Here is an 18,047-nt window from a genome sequence, read left to right as displayed (position 1 = left end):
GGTAAGGTGCGCGCCAAAGCGGGAGCGTGGGCGGGAAAAAGGGTGCTGATCACTGGCGCTGCCGGCTCGATCGGACGGGCGCTTGCGGCTGGGCTTTCGAGCGACTTCCAATGCCAGGCGCTCATTCTGTTCGACCACCATGACCATGGGTTACTGGAGATCGCCGAGGCGTGCGCGGCCAGCGCGCCGGACACTCAAATCGTTGAGGCGCTCGGCGACATCCGCGACCAATCCCGCCTTATGCGCATCATGGACCGCGAGCGACCGGACATTGTGATCCACGCGGCAGCGCTCAAACACGTACATATGGGCGAGCGTCATCCCGGCGAATGCGTCCGAACCAATCTGATTGGCGTGCGCAACGTCGTCGCCGCCGCCGAGCAGGCGGAGGTCCAATCCTTCACCCTGGTGTCTTCCGACAAAGCCGCAGAGCCCGTTTGCGTCATGGGCGCATGCAAGCGCTTGGCCGAACTCTATCTGGGGGGGCGCAGCATTGCCGGCGCCCGCATGCGCATGCGCTCGGTCCGTTTTGGCAATGTGTTGGGCTCCAGTGGCTCGGTGCTGCCGCGCTTTGAAGCGCAGATCGCAGCGGGCGGTCCCGTTGAAATAACCCATCCAGACATGGAGCGGTTCTTCATGTCGCACGATGAGGCCGTCGATCTTGTGCTTGCAGCGAGCGCGCTTGATTCTGACTGCCTCTCCCGTGGCGGCGCCTATTACGTCGACATGGGCCCGGCGCGCTCCATCGTCGAATTGGCGCAGGAGCTTATTCGACGTTCGGGCCGCGATATTGAGATCCGATACACTGGCGCGCGCGCGGGCGAGAAGATGAGCGAGCGCCTGTTTGATGATCATGAAAGCGTGTCGCCCACGCCGATCGAAGGGCTTTTTTACGCGTCCCCGCGTGTCGAGAGCGCTTGTCTCAGCGATGCTGAACTTGATGAGATCGAACGCGTCACACGTCACCTCGACGATGCGGCGCTGGCGCATCATTTGTTTGCGCTGCTTGATCGAAAGCTCGAACGGAGCGCCCGTCTCGCGGGTTAGGCCAGCTTTGCAGCGCCAGCCCGGCGCCGCCAGTTCGCCCCGGGCGCGCCCAAGGCGACTATGCCGTCTTGTCGCCAGAGCGGGCTGTTTAACTCGGACTCTGCACAGCGTGCGCACCGGCGAGGGCGCAGTGTTGAGGGTGATTTAGCGATCCAGACCGCGCTGGCGTTCAAGCCGCAGCTTTTGCGTTTGCTGCTGATTAATCGTGCGCGTCCTTACAATCTCTTTGCGGATGTCGAGATGGCGCTCCATTGCGGCGAGTTTGCCGCGCCAATCCTCGACGAAATTGACCCCAAAGCGTCCTTTATCGTGAGCGAGACCCAGGCGCTTCAATTCCTGAAGTCTTGTCTTGAGCGCTGATCGCAGCGCTGGGTCGTTGTTGGGCGCTTGGATCTTGGCGATGGCAATAGTGCCGGCGCCGTCGAGTTGGGGGGCGAGCAGTGCGTCCAGCCGTGTTGGTCGATGCGCTCGGGCTTCGCGCTCAAGCGCCAGTCTTGCATCCTCTCTGGTTCGTAGTCCCAGGCGTTCGGTCGCTATGTCTCGCGCCAGATCGCGAAAGCCGTATTTGACGTAGTCACGCGGGATAACAAGTGACCTTCCATCGCTGCGGACGCCGCGCAAGACGATGTGCGTGTGCGCATTGTCGGTGTCCCAATGGTCGACGGCGACCCATTCGAGGTTCGTTCCGAGCGCATCTTGGGCGCGCGCCATAACCTCACGCGTGTAGGCGCGCAAATCGCCCAGCGCCTCGCCGTTCTCGGGAGAGAGCATCAGGCGAAAGTGGCGTCGATCTTCCCTGGACCATTTGGCGATCAGCTCGCCGCCGTAATCGCCTTCCCATGCCGGGCCATAGAATGGTTTGGCGCTGTCGCTCAGCTTATCGGGCGCTTTCCTCTCTGGCGCCGTCTCCTGTTCAACGGCGAGCTCGGGTTCGCGCGCTTCCTGCTCAGGCAGCGAGACGCCGGCGCGGGCAATGTAGCGGCCATGCGCCCGCATAGCCGCGCCACCTGCGCCAAAATTGCTGAAATAATGGATTTTCACGATCGCACGTTGTCGCTGGTCGAAACTGACCGGCCGCGGGGTGGTTTTGCGTTGGCTTCCAATCACGCGCGCACGGCCGACCAACTTGTCCAACTTGGCGGCCATACCCGCCTTGGCGCCTGTTGCGCCGCCTGCGCGTCCCTCGATGCGGCCGCGAATAGTGTCGATGTCGGCGCGCGTGCCTTTGGTCAGGTCGCTGCGCATCGTGGAGGGCGATGGCGCGCTGTCATCGGCGAGCAGGCGGTTCATACTCTGCAACTTCATCAGAAATTACACCGAATTTGACACGCACCCCGTTTGCACCTTGTGCAGGGCGGCCAAACCCCACACGCGCGACCTTAAACGCTGGGCGCGTCGGCAAGGCGTGGGGTAAGTTTTAACTGGCCTTTGCCCCACAAGCGAGCATGGCTTTGTTTCCCCTTGTTTCCGCGCTGGGTTATTTCTCTCACACGCCCGTGCGCAAGATGGCTGCGCCACATGCGAAGGCGATGAGAACCGGGCCATCAAGGTGCGTCGCGCCCGGACCTGTTCCGTCCCACGTCCGCGCTAAGCCGCGCGCCGCTCACGGTCGAAAAAGAGATTAGGCTCGCTCAAAGCCGTAAAGCGCCAATAGCGCTCGCCAAACGCTTCCACGATCCCTGCGAACTCCACCAAGCGCTCGCTCATCACCGCGCCGCTGTGCAAAACGCGATAGATCACGACCCGATCCAAGCGCGCGGCGTCCTGGCCCAGGTAGAGCACTTCAACATGGACGCCGCGATGATCGACGTAGAATCCAGGCCCAATGCCTGCCATGCGTGCCTTGCTTACCCGCGCCTTCATCGCCCGACCTAGAACGCCGATCTCCAGGCCGCCACTTTCAAACGCTAAGCTTGAAAGTGCGGTTAAGGCGCGCGGGCGTCACGCCCGCGCGACCACGACACGCTCAATCATCGGCGAACCAGTCGGCGATCTCGGCTGCGTGCTGAGCCTCAGCCGCTGCAAGCTCTGCTGCGATGATCGCCCGCTCGTCTGCGTCCGTGTTCGCGCCGAGCTCCAAACGCAAAAGCTGAATCTGATCGTAAAGCGCTGTCATGAGAGCCTCCTTCGTTTCGATGAGGCCCATGCCGCCGGGGGCGGGGCGGAGCGGGTCAAGGGATCGCCGGCAAAGCCGGCGACCGCGAGGCGGCGGGGGAAACGATTTTTTCCGGCGCGCACAAGGCCAACACCGCGAAAGCTCCAACCAAGCCGCGCCGGAAAAAATCGTGGGGCCCCACCGTCCCTTGAGGCGCTCCGCCGCGTCCCCGATGCTCGGACGGCCGTCGACGCCCCTAATCTGTGCAACTCCCGCCGCCATAGGCGCGCCATTCGGCGAGCTCTTGGGCGCGCTCGAACAAGAAGATCGCGCCGTGCGGTTCCTCGACAATGATCTCCAAGCGCCCGGTCCAAAGGCCCGGACGCAAGATGGCGAGGATCTCGATCTCGTCGCCGCGCACCAAATCTCGCGCAATATCGATGCACGAGGGTTTGGTGATCTCGATGCGAAAACACTCGGGGGCCGCGCCGTCGCTGACGCCCATGCGCAAGCTCACGCGCACGACGCGCCGACTGAACCAGGCGCGATGCAATTTGGGCCGAGCGATGAGCCAGCCAAAGAGACGGATCTGATTGTGCGCATGGGACATGAGCGCTCTCCTTCGATGTGATCAAGGCGCGGGCGCCTCCAAGGCGTCGCGCACGCCCGGCCATGAAGCGGCGGCGTGCAAGGCGAAAATGGTGGGACCCGCGCCCGAAGGGCCGGGCGCCGCGCGTGCAAACGCGGCGCGCGGGGCAACGATTTTCAGCTTGCACGCCGCCGCGGGCCGGGCCGAGTGGCGACGACAAAGAGGCGCCCGCGTCAGTGCGCATCGCAGCGCGCTCAACACCTGCCCGCACGCCTTTGCACCCGCGGCGCCCCATCACGGTCTCTCGCACGCGTCGGCGACGAAACCAGGGTGACGCGCGGTGTTCGAAAGGCGCGTGCGGATGCGGCGATGAAAAGGATGCGGCCCCGGCGATTGGGTGGGGGAGAATTGTCCGCCGGGGCCGCGATTGGACGCTTCTAGCGTCCGCTCGTTGAAACATCTATTGCGCGGGTTCGTTCCGCGGAGCGCTATGGTGACGGAGCGCGTGCGACCACGCGCAGGCGTGACAGCGCCCGCATCGTCAATATTCGCTCGGCAGGAAGATCACCTGGTTTTGGAACCAGAGAATGATCTCCGCCAAGGGAAAGTCGGTGAAGCCGATCTCCTGCTTGGCCACGAGATGATGGTCGCCGTCTTCGCAGGTCAACACAGCAGAGCGATTGGCGGCGACGACGAGCTTCCAGACTTGAAACTCATGCGCGGCCACCTTCGGATCAAGCTGGTGGGCGACGATGGCGTCCAAGAGCCAATAGGCTTCGCCGGCCCGCGCCACATGATGTGCGCCGTCCGTGTAGGTGATGTTGGGATTGAGCGGATGGCGCCGCCAGGTTTGCGAACCGGTGAATTGGGCAAGGTCGCTTGCGCGCAATGTCTTCGACATCACGGATCTCCAATGAGAGATGAGAGAAGAGAAAGCGCCGCCGCGATGTGCGGCGGCGCCAGCGTTCAGGCGGCGGTCTCCACGACGCCCAATGATTTGACCACGCCTTCAGCGGGATCGATGGCGACGAAGACCTTGCCGGTCCATGTGTCCGTGCCTTTGATCTTCCAGCGATCGTGACGCAGCACGCCGCGCACTTCGGCTTTCACGTTCTTGCGCATCGCCTTGGCGGTTTCTTGCTGACGCGGGCAATAGATCTCGATGGTGAAACGGTCGGTGCGCTCGCCGGTGCGGACATCGAGCCAGAGCGAGACGATTGTGCTGGTGACGCCGCGATGTTCGAGCGTGCGGAGCTTTGGGTCCGCGACCAGCACGCCAATGAGGTGGACGGAATTGTTCATGGGGCTTTTCCTTCAAGGCTCCCTTTCGGGGCCGCGGGGAGGGCGCCCCGCGACGTCGCCTCTCAGCCCGGCCGCGCCAAGCCGGCGTGCAAGCGCAAAATGGTGGGGCCCGCGCCCGTTAGGGCCCAGAGGCGCCCGCGTGCGCGCGGGCGCGCGGGGCAACGATTTTGCGCTTGTGGGCCGGCGACGGCCGGGCGCTCTGGGCGATGGCGTGGGGCGAACACCCAGGTCTCGAACGGGAGCTCAAGATCAGGCCGCATGCGCGGTCCGCACCGCGCTGGTATGGGCGCGATCCCGATCTCACGCAGGCCAAGACGAAATCATCCCGGCGCGCTCGCGCGCGCCCAATCGTTCCAATCCGCAAAGCCCGGCGGCGGCAGGGCGATCTCGCAGGCAATCGAACGCTGCGCGCGTGTGCGCAATCGCTCGGCTGCGGCCAGGCCCGCCTCGTCCTGGTCGGCGGCGATGATGAGCTTGTCGATGACGCGCGGCGGGTCGAATTGGGCGAGGTTTTCAGCACTCAGCAAAGCCCAGGCGCCCGCGCCCAGCGCGCGCCGCGCCGAAAGCGCGGTCTCCAATCCTTCGGCCACGACCAGGATGTCGCTGGGCGCATCGATGCGCACATAATGTCCCATGAGCCGCCCGATCGTGCGCCGGGGCGTTGCAAGTGCGGCTTTGGCCGCGCCATGCGCACTGAGCAACGTGACCTGGATGCCGCCCAGAGCGCCTGCCTTGTCGACGAGAGCCGTGACCAGAGCGGGGCGGCGCTCACGGTCTTCAAGGCTCGTCATGCGCGCATGAAAACGCAGCACGTCGGGACCGGGCAATTCGCCTTCGATCGCACGCGCGCGCAGATAGCGCTCAGCGATCGTGCCCGCGATCGGCGCGGCCTCCTGCCAAAGCCGGGTCAAGCGCGCCATCCGATCTTCTTCGCGCGGCTCGTCATGGACGCGCACACTCGCATCGGCCGTATCGCCGTGCGGCGCGCTCTCTTCGTCCAAAAGACCAAGGTTAGCCAATTCATCGCGCACGGCGCGCCAATCGTCGCGCGGACTGAAACAATAGATCAGCACCCGGCCATCTTCGGTTTCCAACAGCGAGACCGAGCGATCGTGGGGCCCGTGTCCGGGACCACGAATCCGGGCGCGCCGGCCTCCGTGTGTGATCTCGCCGCCCATGGCGTCGACGATGCGCTTAAGCCGCGACATCGCACGCCTCCGGGGCGGGGCTCTTGGTCAACAGCCAATCGACCGCGACCTGAGCTTGGCCAGCCGCGAACAGGAAGGCGCGTTTGTCGTGGGCGAGCACATTCATCCAAGAGCCAATATAAGCGCTGTGATCGAAAATGTGATGCGGCGGCAGGCGCATATGCGCGCCCAGGATCGCTGCGCCGATCTCAGCGATCAGCTCTTCGACGGCGCGCGCCTCGCGGCTGAAGCGTCGGGTCAGATCGCGCCCGACGCGGTGCTCTGCGCCAGTGGCGTGGACGCATTCATGGTTCAAGGTGGCGCAATATTGGGCGACGCTGTCGAAGGCGGCGAGCGCCGGCATGGCGATCTGATCGCGGCTCGGCATATAGCAGGCGATGTCGCGCGACAGCACGCGGGCGATCTCAAGTTTGGCAAACCAGGCTTCGTGTGCGGCGCTCGCCATGGGCGGGGCCAAGCTTGCGGGGGGATGAAAGCTCCGGCTTAAGCCCTCGATCTGATCTGCGTTGAACACCAGATAGGTTTTGAGAAAGCGGAAGCTCTGGCCTGCGTTTTCGGCTTCGCGGCGCGGCAGCGCACGCTTGGCGGCGCCGTAAAACACCACGGTCTCGCCGCGTTCGCCGCGCCGCACCTGGGCGCCCAATTTGGCCGCCTGGTTGAAGCTCAGCCAGAACGGCGATTGAAAGCCTGAGGCTTGAGCGCGCGACCAGAGCAGAATGATATTCACGCCCCGATAAAGCTCGCCCGTGACGCGGCGCGGCAGAGCCGGGCCAGCGCGCGCGCCATCCCAGGGCTTGCGCCACGGCATTGCGCCCTGGGCAAGCACGCTCAGGATCTTTTCACTGATATGGGCCGCGATATCGCAGCGCGTCTTGGTCGTCGTCATGATGACGCCTCCAAAGCAAGAAGCACGCGACCGGCGCTTGGGTCGGCCGCATGCAGAAGGGGTGATGGGGATCAGGCGCGCTCGGCCTGCGTCTCCGCCTCGGGCGCCTCTGCATCAAGGGCGATGGCAGGCGGCGCGCCGAGGTCTGGCGTGACAAGGCAATCGGGCAGCCAGCGCGACGCCGACATCGCCTTGGCCGCGGCCTCGGCGAAAGCGGCCTTCTTCAGTTTCGCCAGCGCCTTCAATTTGGACTCGGCGTCCTCTTCACGAAAAACCTTGGCCCCGCGCAGGATCTGAAGCGCCAAAGCGCGCGGCGCGCGCGCCCAGAAGGCGGCGTCCGCACACCAATGTGCGCCCATGTCGAGCGCGAGCGCGGAAGCGATCGTGTCGCTAGATCTTTGGCGGGCCTGGTCGCGGGCGCTCACGCCCTCATGGGTCAGATCAATGGTCTGCGCCACGATCATGGCCAGGCAGCGGCTGAGTTCAGCGGCGTCAAGGGCGAGGCAATCCTTGAGCGTCTGCGGCGCCGGCTTGCGCGGCTTCAAGCCCTGCAGCGTGTAAGCATCGTCGAAATCATGCGCGGTCGCTTGGATGTCGACGCCGCACAAGGCGTCTGCGTCCACGTTCTCGTGGCCCAGCATGCAGACGAGGAGCGCCAGCGCCAGGTGCGGGGCGGCGGCCACGCCCTCGCGAATGGCGCGTGTGCGCGCAAGCGTAAGCTCGCGCATCAGCGCCTTGCTGAAGCCAGACCCAGAATTTGGCCCGCAGGCGCCGGCTTGGTCGTCGCCCGAGGCGGCAAGCTTTGCGCGGCGCAGCTTTGCGATCGCTTTCAGATCGGTCCTGCGGATGAGCCCGCGCAGAATGACCGCCTTGCCATCGCGATCGACGCTGACCAGCAGCCCCGCATGCGCCATCTCGGTCGGCTCGAAGACGCGTGCGGCTTGCATGATCTGCTCGCGTTCTTGGTCGAGCGCACGGCGCTCATCCCAGAGCGCGTCCGCGCCATCGCAATCCTCCAAGGCTTCGAGTTCGGCCTCGAGGCGCGCGATCTTGGTTTCCAACGCGCGCAAGCGCCGCGTCTCGGCGGGGCTAAATTGGCGCACGCGCGCGTGCAGCCGCTCGCTCGCGCAGCCCTCAATCTGCGCGCCGGTCAGATTGATCTCTGACCAGCCCCAGCCTTCAGCATGGGCGGCGCGCAGCGCCTCGGCTTTTTCCAGAGCCAGGCGCTGCAGGATCTCGCCATCTTCAAGGAAGACGGAAGTCGCATCGAAGAGATCGCGCGCCAGCCGCCCGCCCGCCGCTTCATAGGCTTGAAGTCCGACAAACAGCGCCAGACGGTCGGTCTTCGCAATCCGCCCCGCGGTCAAGGCATTGCGTACAAGCCCCGCATTGGTGATGGGTTTGGCGAGGCCCTTGAAGACGCGTGCTTGGGCCTCTGGATCGGCGCTGATGCAAAACGCGCGCGCGACATCGAGGGTGATCTGGCCGCTGCGATAGGCGGCGCGCAGCGAAGGCGAAAGCCTTCCGAGCGCCAGGCGTTGCTCGACATGGCGCACGCTTGCGCCAAAGCGCTGGGCGATGTCGTCGACGCCCGCGCCCGCATCGACCAGCGCGACGAAGGCTTCGACTTCGTCCATCGCGTTCATCTCGACGCGCTGGATGTTTTCCGCGAGCGAGGCCTCCGCGGCCGCTTCCGCATCGATGACGACGCAGGGGACGGGCCAATTTTTCGCAAGTTTGCCCTCGCGCACGAGGCGTTTGAGGGCGTTATGGCGCCGGCCGCCCGCTTCGACGGCATATTTGCCGTCGGCGCGTGCGCTGACAGTCAGATTCTGCAGCAGGCCATGCGCCAGGATGGAGGCGGCGAGCGCCTCCTCATCGGCTTTGCGATGGGTGCGGCGCACATTGTTTGGACTTTGCACGAGCTTGTGCAGGGGAATGAGTTGGATGGCTGACATGAGAGAACCTCGAAAGCGCCCACGCCGAACATCGCGCGCGGGGGCCGCTTGGTGCGACGGGTGGTCTCATTGGCGCGCCCCAAGGCGCGGCCCGGGTCGAGGGCTTTAGAGCGTGAGCGTCCCTCGACGCGGACTGCGCCGGCGCGCATACATCGCCGTCGCACCAAGCGGCTCCGCGCGGGGGCGGACTAGCGGGTCCACACCGCGTCGATGTCGCCAACCGCAACGGGACCAAAATAGCGACTGTCGAAAGAATCTGCGCTGTCGCCTAAGACAAAGACCTCGCCGTCTAATCTGCGGCAGCCTTGCCAGCGCGGCATGAGACGACCCTCGCGATCAAGGCGGCGTCTGGAGGGGAGCTGCGCGCCATTGATCGTGACGTTTGCGCCATGCGCGCAGACGATGTCGCCGTCGACGCCAGCGACGCGCTTGATGAAGCGATCATGGGCGTCGGCGAAGCCGCGTTGGCGCGCATAGGCGGAGGCGACACGTTGGGCGCGCACGGTGACGATGGCGTGGCGCGCCGGTGCGTCCGTGCTGCGCCAATAAAACCCGACCGGCATCGACGCGGTCGCGTTGTAGAGGACAAGGTCCGGCGCGGGCGTGACAGCCAACCCAATGGCGATCGCGGCGGCCAGGACCCAGCGGCCCATGCAGATATTGGAAGCGCGTGTTGTGACACGGAGGCGACGGCGCGAAGGTCTCACAAATAAATCCGGGGCCGATTGCTGCGCGACGGCGCACGCCCATATTCGGCTAAACCAGGGGTTGCGGAAGGGGGCGCGCGCCAATATTGTTGAATATTGGCGCTGGCTGGCCGCCAGTGCAGTCGTCGGCAGCGTCGGTGCGGGGTGTGCGGCGGGGAATGAGCAAGCGGATTGCGACTTTCGAATTTTTGCAGGCTTGCCGCGCGGCCAGGACGGCTGATGAGATCGGTGGATTGTTGCAGCAGGCGCTGGCGCAATGCGGCGTGGCTTATGTCGCCTGCGCTTCGCACGTCGATCCGCTGAAGCCGCCGCGCGGTGCGGTGATGATGGTCAATTACCCGCAAGCCTGGCTCGCGCATTTTTCCGACAGCGGCTTTGCCCATGTCGACCCGATCTATTGGGCCGCGGGATGGATGCCGCGCGAATTTTGGTGGGACAAATTCTTTGCCGCCATGGAGCTCACGCGCGAGCAGAAACGCGTGCTCAACGAGGCGCGCGAATGCGGCATCGCTGGGGGCATGACCATTCCCATTCATTCCCCGGGCGCCTTGCCGGCGTCGTGTTCGGTGGTGCCGGGGCCTGACGGCGTCGACCCACTTGATATTCCAGACATCCAATTCATGGCCATCAACGCGCATGAGGAGGCGCGTTTGCGCAATGGCGGCGCGCTGACCGCGCCGCCCATTCTGTCGAAGCGCCAGCGCGAGTGCATGGCGCTGGCCGCGATGGGCAAGAGCGACAGCGTCATCGGCCAGATTCTGGGGATTTCGCCGCGCACGGTCGAACACACGATCGAAGACGTGCGCAAAAAATTCGGTGTTTCGCATCGCACCCAAGCCGTGGCGCTTTCCGTGGTGAGCCGATTGGTCAGTCTCAACGAGTTGTCGGACTGAACTCGGCGCTCTGAGTCGCACCGGAGTCAATTAGGGGAACGCCCCCTCTTGGGCGGCAGCGGCCGAACGTTCAGCATCGCTTCCATCAAAGGAGGCGATCGATGATCCAGATCATCACGCGGGAGAATAGGGCGCTCTTTCATCATGCGCTGACGGAAATGCACCGCCAGCGCCGCAGGCTCTTCATCGACGAGATGGGGTGGGGCTTGGCCGAGATCGCCGGCCTCGAGATCGATCAATTCGATAGCGAGGACGCGATCTATCTCATTGAGATGAACGCGCGAGGGGAGGTGCTGCAATCGGCGCGCCTCATCCCGACGACTAGGCCGCACATGCTGAGCGAGAAATTCGCCAGCCTTTGCAGCACAGCGCCTCCATCATCGCCCGCGATTTGGGAGGCGTCCAGGTTCTGTCCCGCGCCCGAGACGCCGAAGGGCGCGCCCAGACGGCGCCTGCTCGCGCGCATGATCGCCGCCATCCTCGAGACCGGTCTGCTCTTCGGCATGGAGCGGGTGACCTTTGTCGCAAGCGCAGCCCTTGCCCCGCTCGCGCGCACCGCGGGTTGGCGGGTGCATGCATTGGGGCCGGTGGTGCGCGCCAAGCGCGATCGCTTGGCCGCCTTCGCGGCGGAGATCTCAGCTGACGGCTTGGCGATGGTGCGCGCGCGCAACCAATTCGACGCGCCGCTCACCCGCCATGCCGATACTGGCCTGAAGCGCGCGGCCTAGAGGGGAGCATGACGATGATGAGTGCGGTCCGCCCGGGGGCGAGCGAAGCGTCACGATTGGCGCGGCATGCGATCGTGGATCTTTTGGCCCATGGCTATGTCATCCTTCCAGACGCCGTGAGCGCAGCCCAGATCGATGCGGTGGGGGCCGAGATGGGGCCGTACTTTGCGGCCACGCCCCGATGCCAAGGCGATTTCTATGGCTGGCAGACCACGCGCGTGGGCGGGCTTTTAAGCAAGGCGCCCAGCGTTCAGAGGCTCGTTTTGCACCCTCAAGTGCTGGACGTGGTGGAGACAATTCTTGCGCCATCATGTGATTGCATTCAGCTCAACCTGACCCAAGGCGTGCGCATCCATCCAGGCGAGCGGGTCCAAGCGGCGCATCGCGATGAAGAGATGTGGCCGTGCGAGACCAAAGTGAAGCCTTGGCTCGTCAATGTGATTTGGGCGCTGACGGATTTTACCGAGGAGAATGGCGCAACGCTGTTGTGGCCAGGCTCGCATAATGAGACGCTTGATCGCAGGATTAGTCCTCAACGTGCGATCGCTGCGCGGATGAAGCGCGGCTCAGCGCTCTTGTTCTTGGGCGCGCTCACCCATGCCGGGGGCGCCAACGCCACAGAGAGCCCGCGCGACGGGATTATCGTCTCTTATTGTCTGGGCTGGCTGCGCCAATACGAGAACCAATATCTGACCTATCCGCCTGAGATCGCGCGCGCCTTTCCGAAGGCGCTGCAGGAGCTCATCGGCTATCGGATGCATCGGCCCAATCTGGGCGGCTGGCAGGGGCGCTGCCCCAAAGGCGTGCTGGACGGCGAGGACGCCATCGGTCCCCATATCGACGCGCTGCCGCCCGCGATCGCGGCCGAGCTGAAAGCGCATTATGGCGAAGTCAGGTGAGCCGACGATCCCCGAGCGGGCGTATCAGGAGATCAAGCGGCGCTTGCTTGATGGCACGTTCAAGCTGCGCCAACGCTTGGATGCATCCGCGATCTCTCATGATCTTGGCATATCGGTCACGCCGGTGCGTGAAGCGCTTGTCCGTCTGGCGGCCGAGCGCTTTGTGATCGGCCGTCCTGCGAAGGGGTTCTACGCCATGCTCTGGACCGAAGCGCAATTGCGCGAACTCTATCTTTGGCGCGGCCTGCTGGCCCAGCTCGCTTTGGAGCAGCGCGGCAGGCAAGCGCCTATGCCAATGTCCCAAGCCGCCTATCCAGATTTGATTGCTGCGCTCTTGGCGGCCTTGCACGATGCTAGCGTCAATCCAGAAATCGTGCGCGCGGCCGACAATGCCGAAGATCGGCTGCGCCGCGCGCGCGCCGCGGAAACGAGTCTATGGGAGGATGTGCGCGAAGAGGCGGAGGCCTTGGCCGAAATCCTGGCCGACGCCAAAGTCGACAAGGCGGTTAAGGCCGTACTGGCCTATCATAGCCGCCGCGCCGCGCATGCAAGAGACATTCGCAACCTCGCCGCGCTGCACGATCTCCCCGCCAATGGCGGCTGAGTCCCCACTTTATTGTCATTTTTATAAAGGCGCTTATCGGCGCTGCGGCGCGCATCCTCCGCTCGGATCGATAGGCGATCCAGCCATGGAGGCAAACATGCGTGACCAAGACACTGAACTTGTCGATCTCGGCGCGGCCAGCGAAACGACGCTCGGGCCATACTTCCCGCCCTTCACCGAAGCGATCGTCGTCGAAGATCATCGCGATCCCGACTGAGCGTGTTTGAGGCGCGCAGGCCGCGGCCGGCGCGCCTCAATATCTGAGGCATGCGTCCAAAGCGCATCGATGGAGGCCGTAATGGAAAAGCAAACATGCGAGCCCGATCTCGTTGAACTCGGCAGCGCCAGCGTGATGACGCGGGGCGTTTGGGACCCGACGCTGATGGAAAGTCTTGTGCTTCAAGACTATCGCGATCCCGACTGAGCAAGTGGGCGCGCCAGCAAAAGCTGGCGCGCCCGAGATTGCGCGAGGGCGTGTTTCACGCGCCACAGCGCCTGACACCAGGATATGGAATGTGCTCGAAGGCGTCCGATGTGGACCTCATCGTGCTGAGCGAGGCAGGGCGTGGCGCTCGGCGCGGCGCGCTCATCCGGCGCGCCCCATGACGCGCCCCACCGCTCTCGCCGCTCATGTCTACGCCGTGCGCGAAGGCGATTGGGTCGTGTTCTATGATGTGAAGCAAGATCGATATAGCGCGCTGCCGGCGCATGCGGCGGATGCAAAATCCTGGGCCGCTCTCGGCGTCGATGTGGGCGCGTGCGACCATAGCGTCGATGCAAAGGTCGATCTCACAGGCCTGCTCGGCCGCAGCAATTTGCTGGATGTCGGCGCGCCTGCGTGTGCTGCGGCAGGACCGCCGCTCGCGTGGTTGCGCGCGCTCCCGGATGGATTGGCGTTCTTGTATGCCTGTGTTTGGGCGCGCGCCCTGGTGCGCCGGCGCCGATTAGATCTGGCCTACGCCAATCTGAGCATTTGGAAGCGCGCGGTCGCGCCTGCGGTCCCGACAAAGCCTATGCTTGCCTATTATGAAGCGGCGCGGCCCTGGTTTCCGGAGCGCCGCGTCTGCCTCTTTGACTCGCTTTCCCTGCTGACCTTCATTTTGTCGCGCGGCGCGTGCGCCGAATTGGTCATTGGCGTGCGCGGCCGACCGTTCGCGGCGCATTGTTGGCTTGAAGGCGGCGGCGAAATTCTCAATTCACCGTCTGACGCATGCATTGGGCATGCGCCGATCCTGCGCATCTAAGATGGCGCGCCTGTTCGGCATGCGTTGGCAGGTGGGAGATGTTGCGGCGACGCGCGCGGCCGCCGCGATCGGCGAGACCTTTGCGGCGCCTTGGCGGCGTGTGATCGCGCGCCGTGGCGTACTCTTATGGGCAACCCAGGATGGGGCGCAAACGCCGGCAATCGAGCTCCCGCATGAAGGCGGCATGCTTGTCGGGCAGACATTCGAGCGCGCCGATGGCGTGTCGCGGCCGCTTATGGGCGAGGCGATCGATGCGCGGCGCTGCGAGGCTTGGGTGACAAGAAGGGGCGAGGCCTTTGTACGGGAGTGTTGGGGCCCCAACCTTGCGATTTTCCACGACAGCTTCGCCGACAATCTAACGATCATTCGCGACGCTGGCGGGGGACGGCCGCTCTATATCGATGCGCGCGCCAATCCGATCCTCTTCTTCACGCATGTGGATGATTGGCTGACGCACGCCAAATCCGTCGAACTTGATTGTGACTATCTTGCAGCCTTTGTCGCCCAATCGCGCATCGTAACGAGCCAGACCGGATTGCAGGGCGTGGAGGAATTGCTCCCCGGCGGGCGCGTGGTGCTGGGGCGCCGTGGCCTCAGCTGGGACATGGTTTGGCGCCCGCCGATGCGCGGCGCGGCGCCCATGTCATTCGATCAGGCGAGGTCGGCGCTTCGCGCCGCGGTGTTTGACGCTGGCCAAGCGTGGCGACGCGCATCGGGCGCGTTTGTCCATCGTCTCTCGGGCGGGCTCGATTCCTCGATCGTGCTGGCCGCGTTGCATCAGGGCGAAGGCGGCGCGATCGTCTGTGTCAACGAACGGGCGGAGAACCTGCCCGAAGCCGATGAGTTCGCGTTGGCGGCCCAGACCGCCGCCTATTGGGGCGTGCCGATCGAAGCCTGGACCTCGATCCCGCAGCACGTGGATTATGCAGCGCTGCTTGAGATCGAAACGCATGGCAAGCCGTCGCTCGCCGATATGGGCTTTGCCGATCCCGTCGCGAGAGCGCTGGCCAAGCGCGCCGCCGGGGCCGTGGTCAGTTCAGGACAGGGTGGCGATCAGATCTTCCAGCGGGGTCGGGCGCCGTTCTTGGTTGCGGATGCGCTACGCGATGGATTGAGTCCCAAAGCAATCATGCGCGTCGCGCGCGACGCGGCGCGCTTGTCGAAGACCCACATGTGGGAAGTGCTTGGCGAAGGCGTAAAGCATGGACTCTTTCGCGCGCCCTTCGATCCGATCGGGCGCGAACGGTTTGCGACACCCTTGGCGAGTTCCGGCGGCATGGATCATGCGAACGCGCTGCGCCAAGCCCATGCTTGGCTTTTGGGCGCGAAGACGCTGTCGCCAGCTAGGCGTTGGCGGCTGACGCGTGCGGTGGATTTGGCTTTCTATGCGCAACCCAGCGTGCTCACGACCGCGTCCACGTCCGCGGCCGTATTAGCGTCGAGACCCGTGATGGAATGCGCCTACGCCATTGCGCCTTATGTCATGGTGGAAGGCGGTGTTGATCGCGCGCTGGCGCGCAGCGCTTTCGGCGATTGCGTGCCGGCGGCGGTGCTGGCGCGAACGCGCAAGGGCGACACCACGCGCTTCCATACCGCCGTGCTTGAGCGCAATTTCCCGTTCATGCGCGAAATGTTGATTGGCGGACGCCTGGTCCAGCACGGGCTTGTCGATGCGAACGCGCTGGAGAAGGCGCTGTCGCGCGCTTGGGCGCCAGATGGCTTGCTCAACGCCAATTTGACGACCTGTCTTTTGGCGGAGACCTGGATCAGACGTTTGGAGGCCGCCCAAGCGCGCACGCGTCAGTCGCCGGCCGCGCGCGCTTCTTGAGCCTCGACCATCGCGCGCCAGCGCGCGCGGCGTTCGGGTTCGATGGCGCTCTCAGTGTCGAGATCGCGAAGCCAGAGATCGATCCAAGCAAGATTGCGTTCCTGGATCGCCTCAATCTGCGACGGCATTGGCTTCAGATGATAGGCATTGGGGTGAAGGTAGAGTTCGACCGGCCGGCCCAGCTCCTGGAGGCGTGTGCGCAGCGGCAGAGCCGAGATGAGTTCGGTCTGCGCCAAATTTAAAAGCAGAGCCGGCTGATACTGGTCCGCGTGTTCGGCCGAGGACATGCGGTCCCACCACGCGCTCCAGCGCGGGTCTGTGTCCGAATAGGGTGCGGTGATCGCGCCTTGGCGCTGGAGTGTGGCGCGGTAAGCGCTCGACATAAGCCACCAGGACGCGCGGTCCATCGGTGGGGACGAGCTGATCGCGGCGCGGAAGCGCCAGCCGCGATCGAGCAGCGCATACAAGGTCTCGGCGCCATCGCTCATGCCTGTGATGGCGACGCGATCACCATCAATCAGTCGTCGCGCCTCAAGCGCGCGCAGCATGAGCGCGATCGAGGCGATCTTGACGTCTATTTCCGAGCCGTCGAGTTCGGTGCGCATCTGCGTTTCGGTGAAGCCATAGACACGGCGCACTGCCTCGACCTCGGGACGATCGACCGCCAAGACAAAATAGCCGCGCGCGGAGAGAGGCAGAACCGGATATTCGCCGCTGACGCCCGCGCCCAAAAACCCGCGCGCGCGATATTGAACGATGACGAGGGGATAGCGTCGGCCTGAGCGCCAATGCAGCGGATAGACGAGACGACCGAACGAGGCGTTGCCCGCGCTGTCGATAATGTCGAGGCGATCCACGCGTGGTGCGGCGATGGCGGCCCATTGCGGATTGGGATTGTAGAGGACGCGGCGTGCGCCGGTGCTGAGGTCAATGGAGACGATCTCGCGCGGACGCTGAAAGCTCTCTTCAAGGCAATAGAGAGAAGCGCCTGCCAATTGACAGCCGTGCAATTGGCCTTGGGTGCGATAGATCAGCCGCGTCGTTTGCGCGGCCCGGTCCCAGGCGCGCACGCTCATCTCGGCGTCTTCAGCGTCGGGGCGCACAAAATATACGATGTCGCCGCGCGCGCTCAAAAACACCTGGCGAAAGCGCGCAAGGCATGCGGCCAGCGCGCATACGACGCGAGCGCCGTCCGCGAGTTCCACGGCAGGCGCCAAGATTGCGCCCGCCGCGTCAGGGTGGTCGCCTGTGGCGACGATGCGTGCGCGCGGGAAGCCGCGCCCTTGCGCCTCGCCAGACAGACCTGCGCTCTCCGTGTCGTTGGCAGGGCTGACGAGGCCCGTGGCCGGATCGATCCGCACGACGGACGCGCCAGCGGAATCGTCGGCGATACGCCCGACATGATAGAGCGCGTCAAAGCGGTCGCCCAAGGCAAAGCCATAGGCGACATCCTGGCGTGCGATCCGCGCCAGCTCCGTCCTGGGCGTGCCGATACGCGCGATGATCGCACCGTCGGCGCTCCATGTGATCGCCTGCACATCGCCTGGAAGTTCGGCCACGCGGGCGCCAGTCCCGTCCGGCATCGCAATCGCCCAAAGCTCGGCGCGACCCTCGCGTTCTGCGATGAAGGCGATGCGCGATCCATCCGGAGACCATATCGGCGCACGCGGGAGCGGCGCGCCGCCGCGCCGACCCCGCACGCTGGCGAAGAGATATGCTCCAGCATCCGCCAGGATACGTGCGTCGCCGGTGTGAGCATCAACGACAATCAAGTCGTGGCGAAGTTTATTGTGGACGCGATCAGTGCGCCGCTCAATCAGGGCAAGCGAGCGACCGTCCGGGGAGAGGGCGAGCCCGCCTTCGAACTCGCCGAGACCCCGCAAGGCGGCGAGATCGTCGCGCGTCGCTGGCCGCCCGGCGCGCGGACTAGACTCAAGAATGATGGTGGCGCGTCCGCCCTCGACCCAGTTCGGCGTTTCGGCAGGCTCCTGCGCGGCGCCGCTACAGGCATACAAGAGCGTAAGCGCGACAATGCCGCGGCGGATGGCTTGGGACATGG

At 64.8% G+C, this 18,047-nt stretch carries 19 protein-coding genes; 8 read left to right on the top strand and 11 right to left on the bottom strand.

Going from position 1 to position 18,047, the window contains the following annotated elements:
• Positions 1 to 42 precede the first annotated feature (42 nt).
• Positions 43 to 1,047, top strand: coding sequence for a polysaccharide biosynthesis protein (locus tag VF769_RS17925; protein WP_331009802.1), 1,005 nt, complete (start codon positions 43 to 45; stop codon positions 1,045 to 1,047).
• A gap of 144 nt (positions 1,048 to 1,191) precedes the next feature.
• On the opposite strand, the gene VF769_RS17920 is transcribed toward VF769_RS17925, so the two are convergent.
• The 10 genes from VF769_RS17920 to VF769_RS17875 form a co-directional block, all read right to left on the bottom strand.
• Positions 1,192 to 2,337, bottom strand: a complete 1,146-nt coding sequence (locus VF769_RS17920) for a relaxase/mobilization nuclease domain-containing protein (RefSeq protein ID WP_331009801.1) — start codon at positions 2,335 to 2,337, stop codon at positions 1,192 to 1,194.
• A 297-nt stretch (positions 2,338 to 2,634) separates the two neighbouring features.
• Positions 2,635 to 2,883: a hypothetical protein gene (locus VF769_RS17915; protein WP_331009800.1), complete on the bottom strand. Its 249-nt coding sequence runs from the start codon at positions 2,881 to 2,883 to the stop codon at positions 2,635 to 2,637.
• Between the two features lie 130 nt (positions 2,884 to 3,013).
• The gene (locus VF769_RS17910) at positions 3,014 to 3,163 is read right to left on the bottom strand and encodes a hypothetical protein (RefSeq protein ID WP_331009799.1); all 150 of its coding nucleotides are present in this window, start codon (positions 3,161 to 3,163) and stop codon (positions 3,014 to 3,016) included.
• 235 nt (positions 3,164 to 3,398) lie between these two features.
• On the bottom strand, positions 3,399 to 3,752 hold the full coding sequence (locus VF769_RS17905; protein WP_331009798.1) for a hypothetical protein: 354 nt from the start codon (positions 3,750 to 3,752) through the stop codon (positions 3,399 to 3,401).
• A gap of 520 nt (positions 3,753 to 4,272) precedes the next feature.
• Positions 4,273 to 4,632 carry a DUF6876 family protein gene (locus tag VF769_RS17900; RefSeq protein ID WP_331009797.1) on the bottom strand — a complete coding sequence of 120 codons (360 nt, stop codon included), beginning with the start codon at positions 4,630 to 4,632 and terminating at the stop codon, positions 4,273 to 4,275.
• Between the two features lie 65 nt (positions 4,633 to 4,697).
• Positions 4,698 to 5,033 carry a hypothetical protein gene (locus tag VF769_RS17895; RefSeq protein ID WP_331009796.1) on the bottom strand — a complete coding sequence of 112 codons (336 nt, stop codon included), beginning with the start codon at positions 5,031 to 5,033 and terminating at the stop codon, positions 4,698 to 4,700.
• Between the two features lie 320 nt (positions 5,034 to 5,353).
• Complete coding sequence (locus VF769_RS17890; RefSeq protein ID WP_331009795.1) at positions 5,354 to 6,241, bottom strand: DUF7146 domain-containing protein; 888 nt, start codon at positions 6,239 to 6,241, stop codon at positions 5,354 to 5,356.
• The gene (locus VF769_RS17885) at positions 6,228 to 7,127 is read right to left on the bottom strand and encodes an ArdC family protein (protein ID WP_331009794.1); all 900 of its coding nucleotides are present in this window, start codon (positions 7,125 to 7,127) and stop codon (positions 6,228 to 6,230) included. The genes VF769_RS17890 and VF769_RS17885 overlap by 14 nt, the downstream gene beginning before the upstream one ends.
• A gap of 71 nt (positions 7,128 to 7,198) precedes the next feature.
• Positions 7,199 to 9,085, bottom strand: a complete 1,887-nt coding sequence (locus VF769_RS17880; protein WP_331009793.1) for a ParB/RepB/Spo0J family partition protein — start codon at positions 9,083 to 9,085, stop codon at positions 7,199 to 7,201.
• A 188-nt stretch (positions 9,086 to 9,273) separates the two neighbouring features.
• Positions 9,274 to 9,738: a S26 family signal peptidase gene (locus VF769_RS17875; protein ID WP_331009792.1), complete on the bottom strand. Its 465-nt coding sequence runs from the start codon at positions 9,736 to 9,738 to the stop codon at positions 9,274 to 9,276.
• 212 nt (positions 9,739 to 9,950) lie between these two features.
• On the opposite strand from VF769_RS17875, the gene VF769_RS17870 reads away from it, so the two are divergent.
• The 7 genes from VF769_RS17870 to VF769_RS17840 all read left to right on the top strand — a co-directional run bounded on the left by VF769_RS17870 (position 9,951) and on the right by VF769_RS17840 (position 15,988).
• Positions 9,951 to 10,685, top strand: coding sequence for a LuxR family transcriptional regulator (locus VF769_RS17870; protein WP_331009791.1), 735 nt, complete (start codon positions 9,951 to 9,953; stop codon positions 10,683 to 10,685).
• A 101-nt stretch (positions 10,686 to 10,786) separates the two neighbouring features.
• On the top strand, positions 10,787 to 11,413 hold the full coding sequence (locus VF769_RS17865) for an acyl-homoserine-lactone synthase (RefSeq protein WP_331009790.1): 627 nt from the start codon (positions 10,787 to 10,789) through the stop codon (positions 11,411 to 11,413).
• Between the two features lie 8 nt (positions 11,414 to 11,421).
• On the top strand, positions 11,422 to 12,312 hold the full coding sequence (locus VF769_RS17860) for a phytanoyl-CoA dioxygenase family protein (protein ID WP_331009789.1): 891 nt from the start codon (positions 11,422 to 11,424) through the stop codon (positions 12,310 to 12,312).
• Positions 12,296 to 12,916 (top strand): GntR family transcriptional regulator, encoded by a 621-nt coding sequence (locus VF769_RS17855; RefSeq protein ID WP_331009788.1) that lies wholly within the window; start codon positions 12,296 to 12,298, stop codon positions 12,914 to 12,916. Before VF769_RS17860 ends, VF769_RS17855 begins: the two co-directional genes overlap by 17 nt.
• 298 nt (positions 12,917 to 13,214) lie before the next feature.
• The gene (locus tag VF769_RS17850; protein WP_331009787.1) at positions 13,215 to 13,340 is read left to right on the top strand and encodes a hypothetical protein; all 126 of its coding nucleotides are present in this window, start codon (positions 13,215 to 13,217) and stop codon (positions 13,338 to 13,340) included.
• 178 nt (positions 13,341 to 13,518) lie between these two features.
• Complete coding sequence (locus VF769_RS17845; RefSeq protein ID WP_331009786.1) at positions 13,519 to 14,160, top strand: lasso peptide biosynthesis B2 protein; 642 nt, start codon at positions 13,519 to 13,521, stop codon at positions 14,158 to 14,160.
• 1 nt (position 14,161) lies between these two features.
• Positions 14,162 to 15,988, top strand: a complete 1,827-nt coding sequence (locus VF769_RS17840) for an asparagine synthase-related protein (protein ID WP_331009785.1) — start codon at positions 14,162 to 14,164, stop codon at positions 15,986 to 15,988.
• On the opposite strand, the gene VF769_RS17835 is transcribed toward VF769_RS17840, so the two are convergent.
• A complete protein-coding gene (locus VF769_RS17835; protein ID WP_331009784.1) occupies positions 15,961 to 18,045 on the bottom strand; it encodes an Atxe2 family lasso peptide isopeptidase in 2,085 nt (694 codons plus the stop codon). The two genes, VF769_RS17840 and VF769_RS17835, sit on opposite strands and share 28 nt — an antisense overlap.
• Positions 18,046 to 18,047 lie beyond the last annotated feature (2 nt).

The sequence above is a fragment of the Vitreimonas sp. genome (assembly GCF_036392335.1).
GTDB lineage: Bacteria > Pseudomonadota > Alphaproteobacteria > Caulobacterales > Aquidulcibacteraceae > Vitreimonas.
The sequence above is the reverse complement of the archived record's forward strand: the minus strand, read 5'-3'. Positions and strand labels throughout refer to the sequence as shown.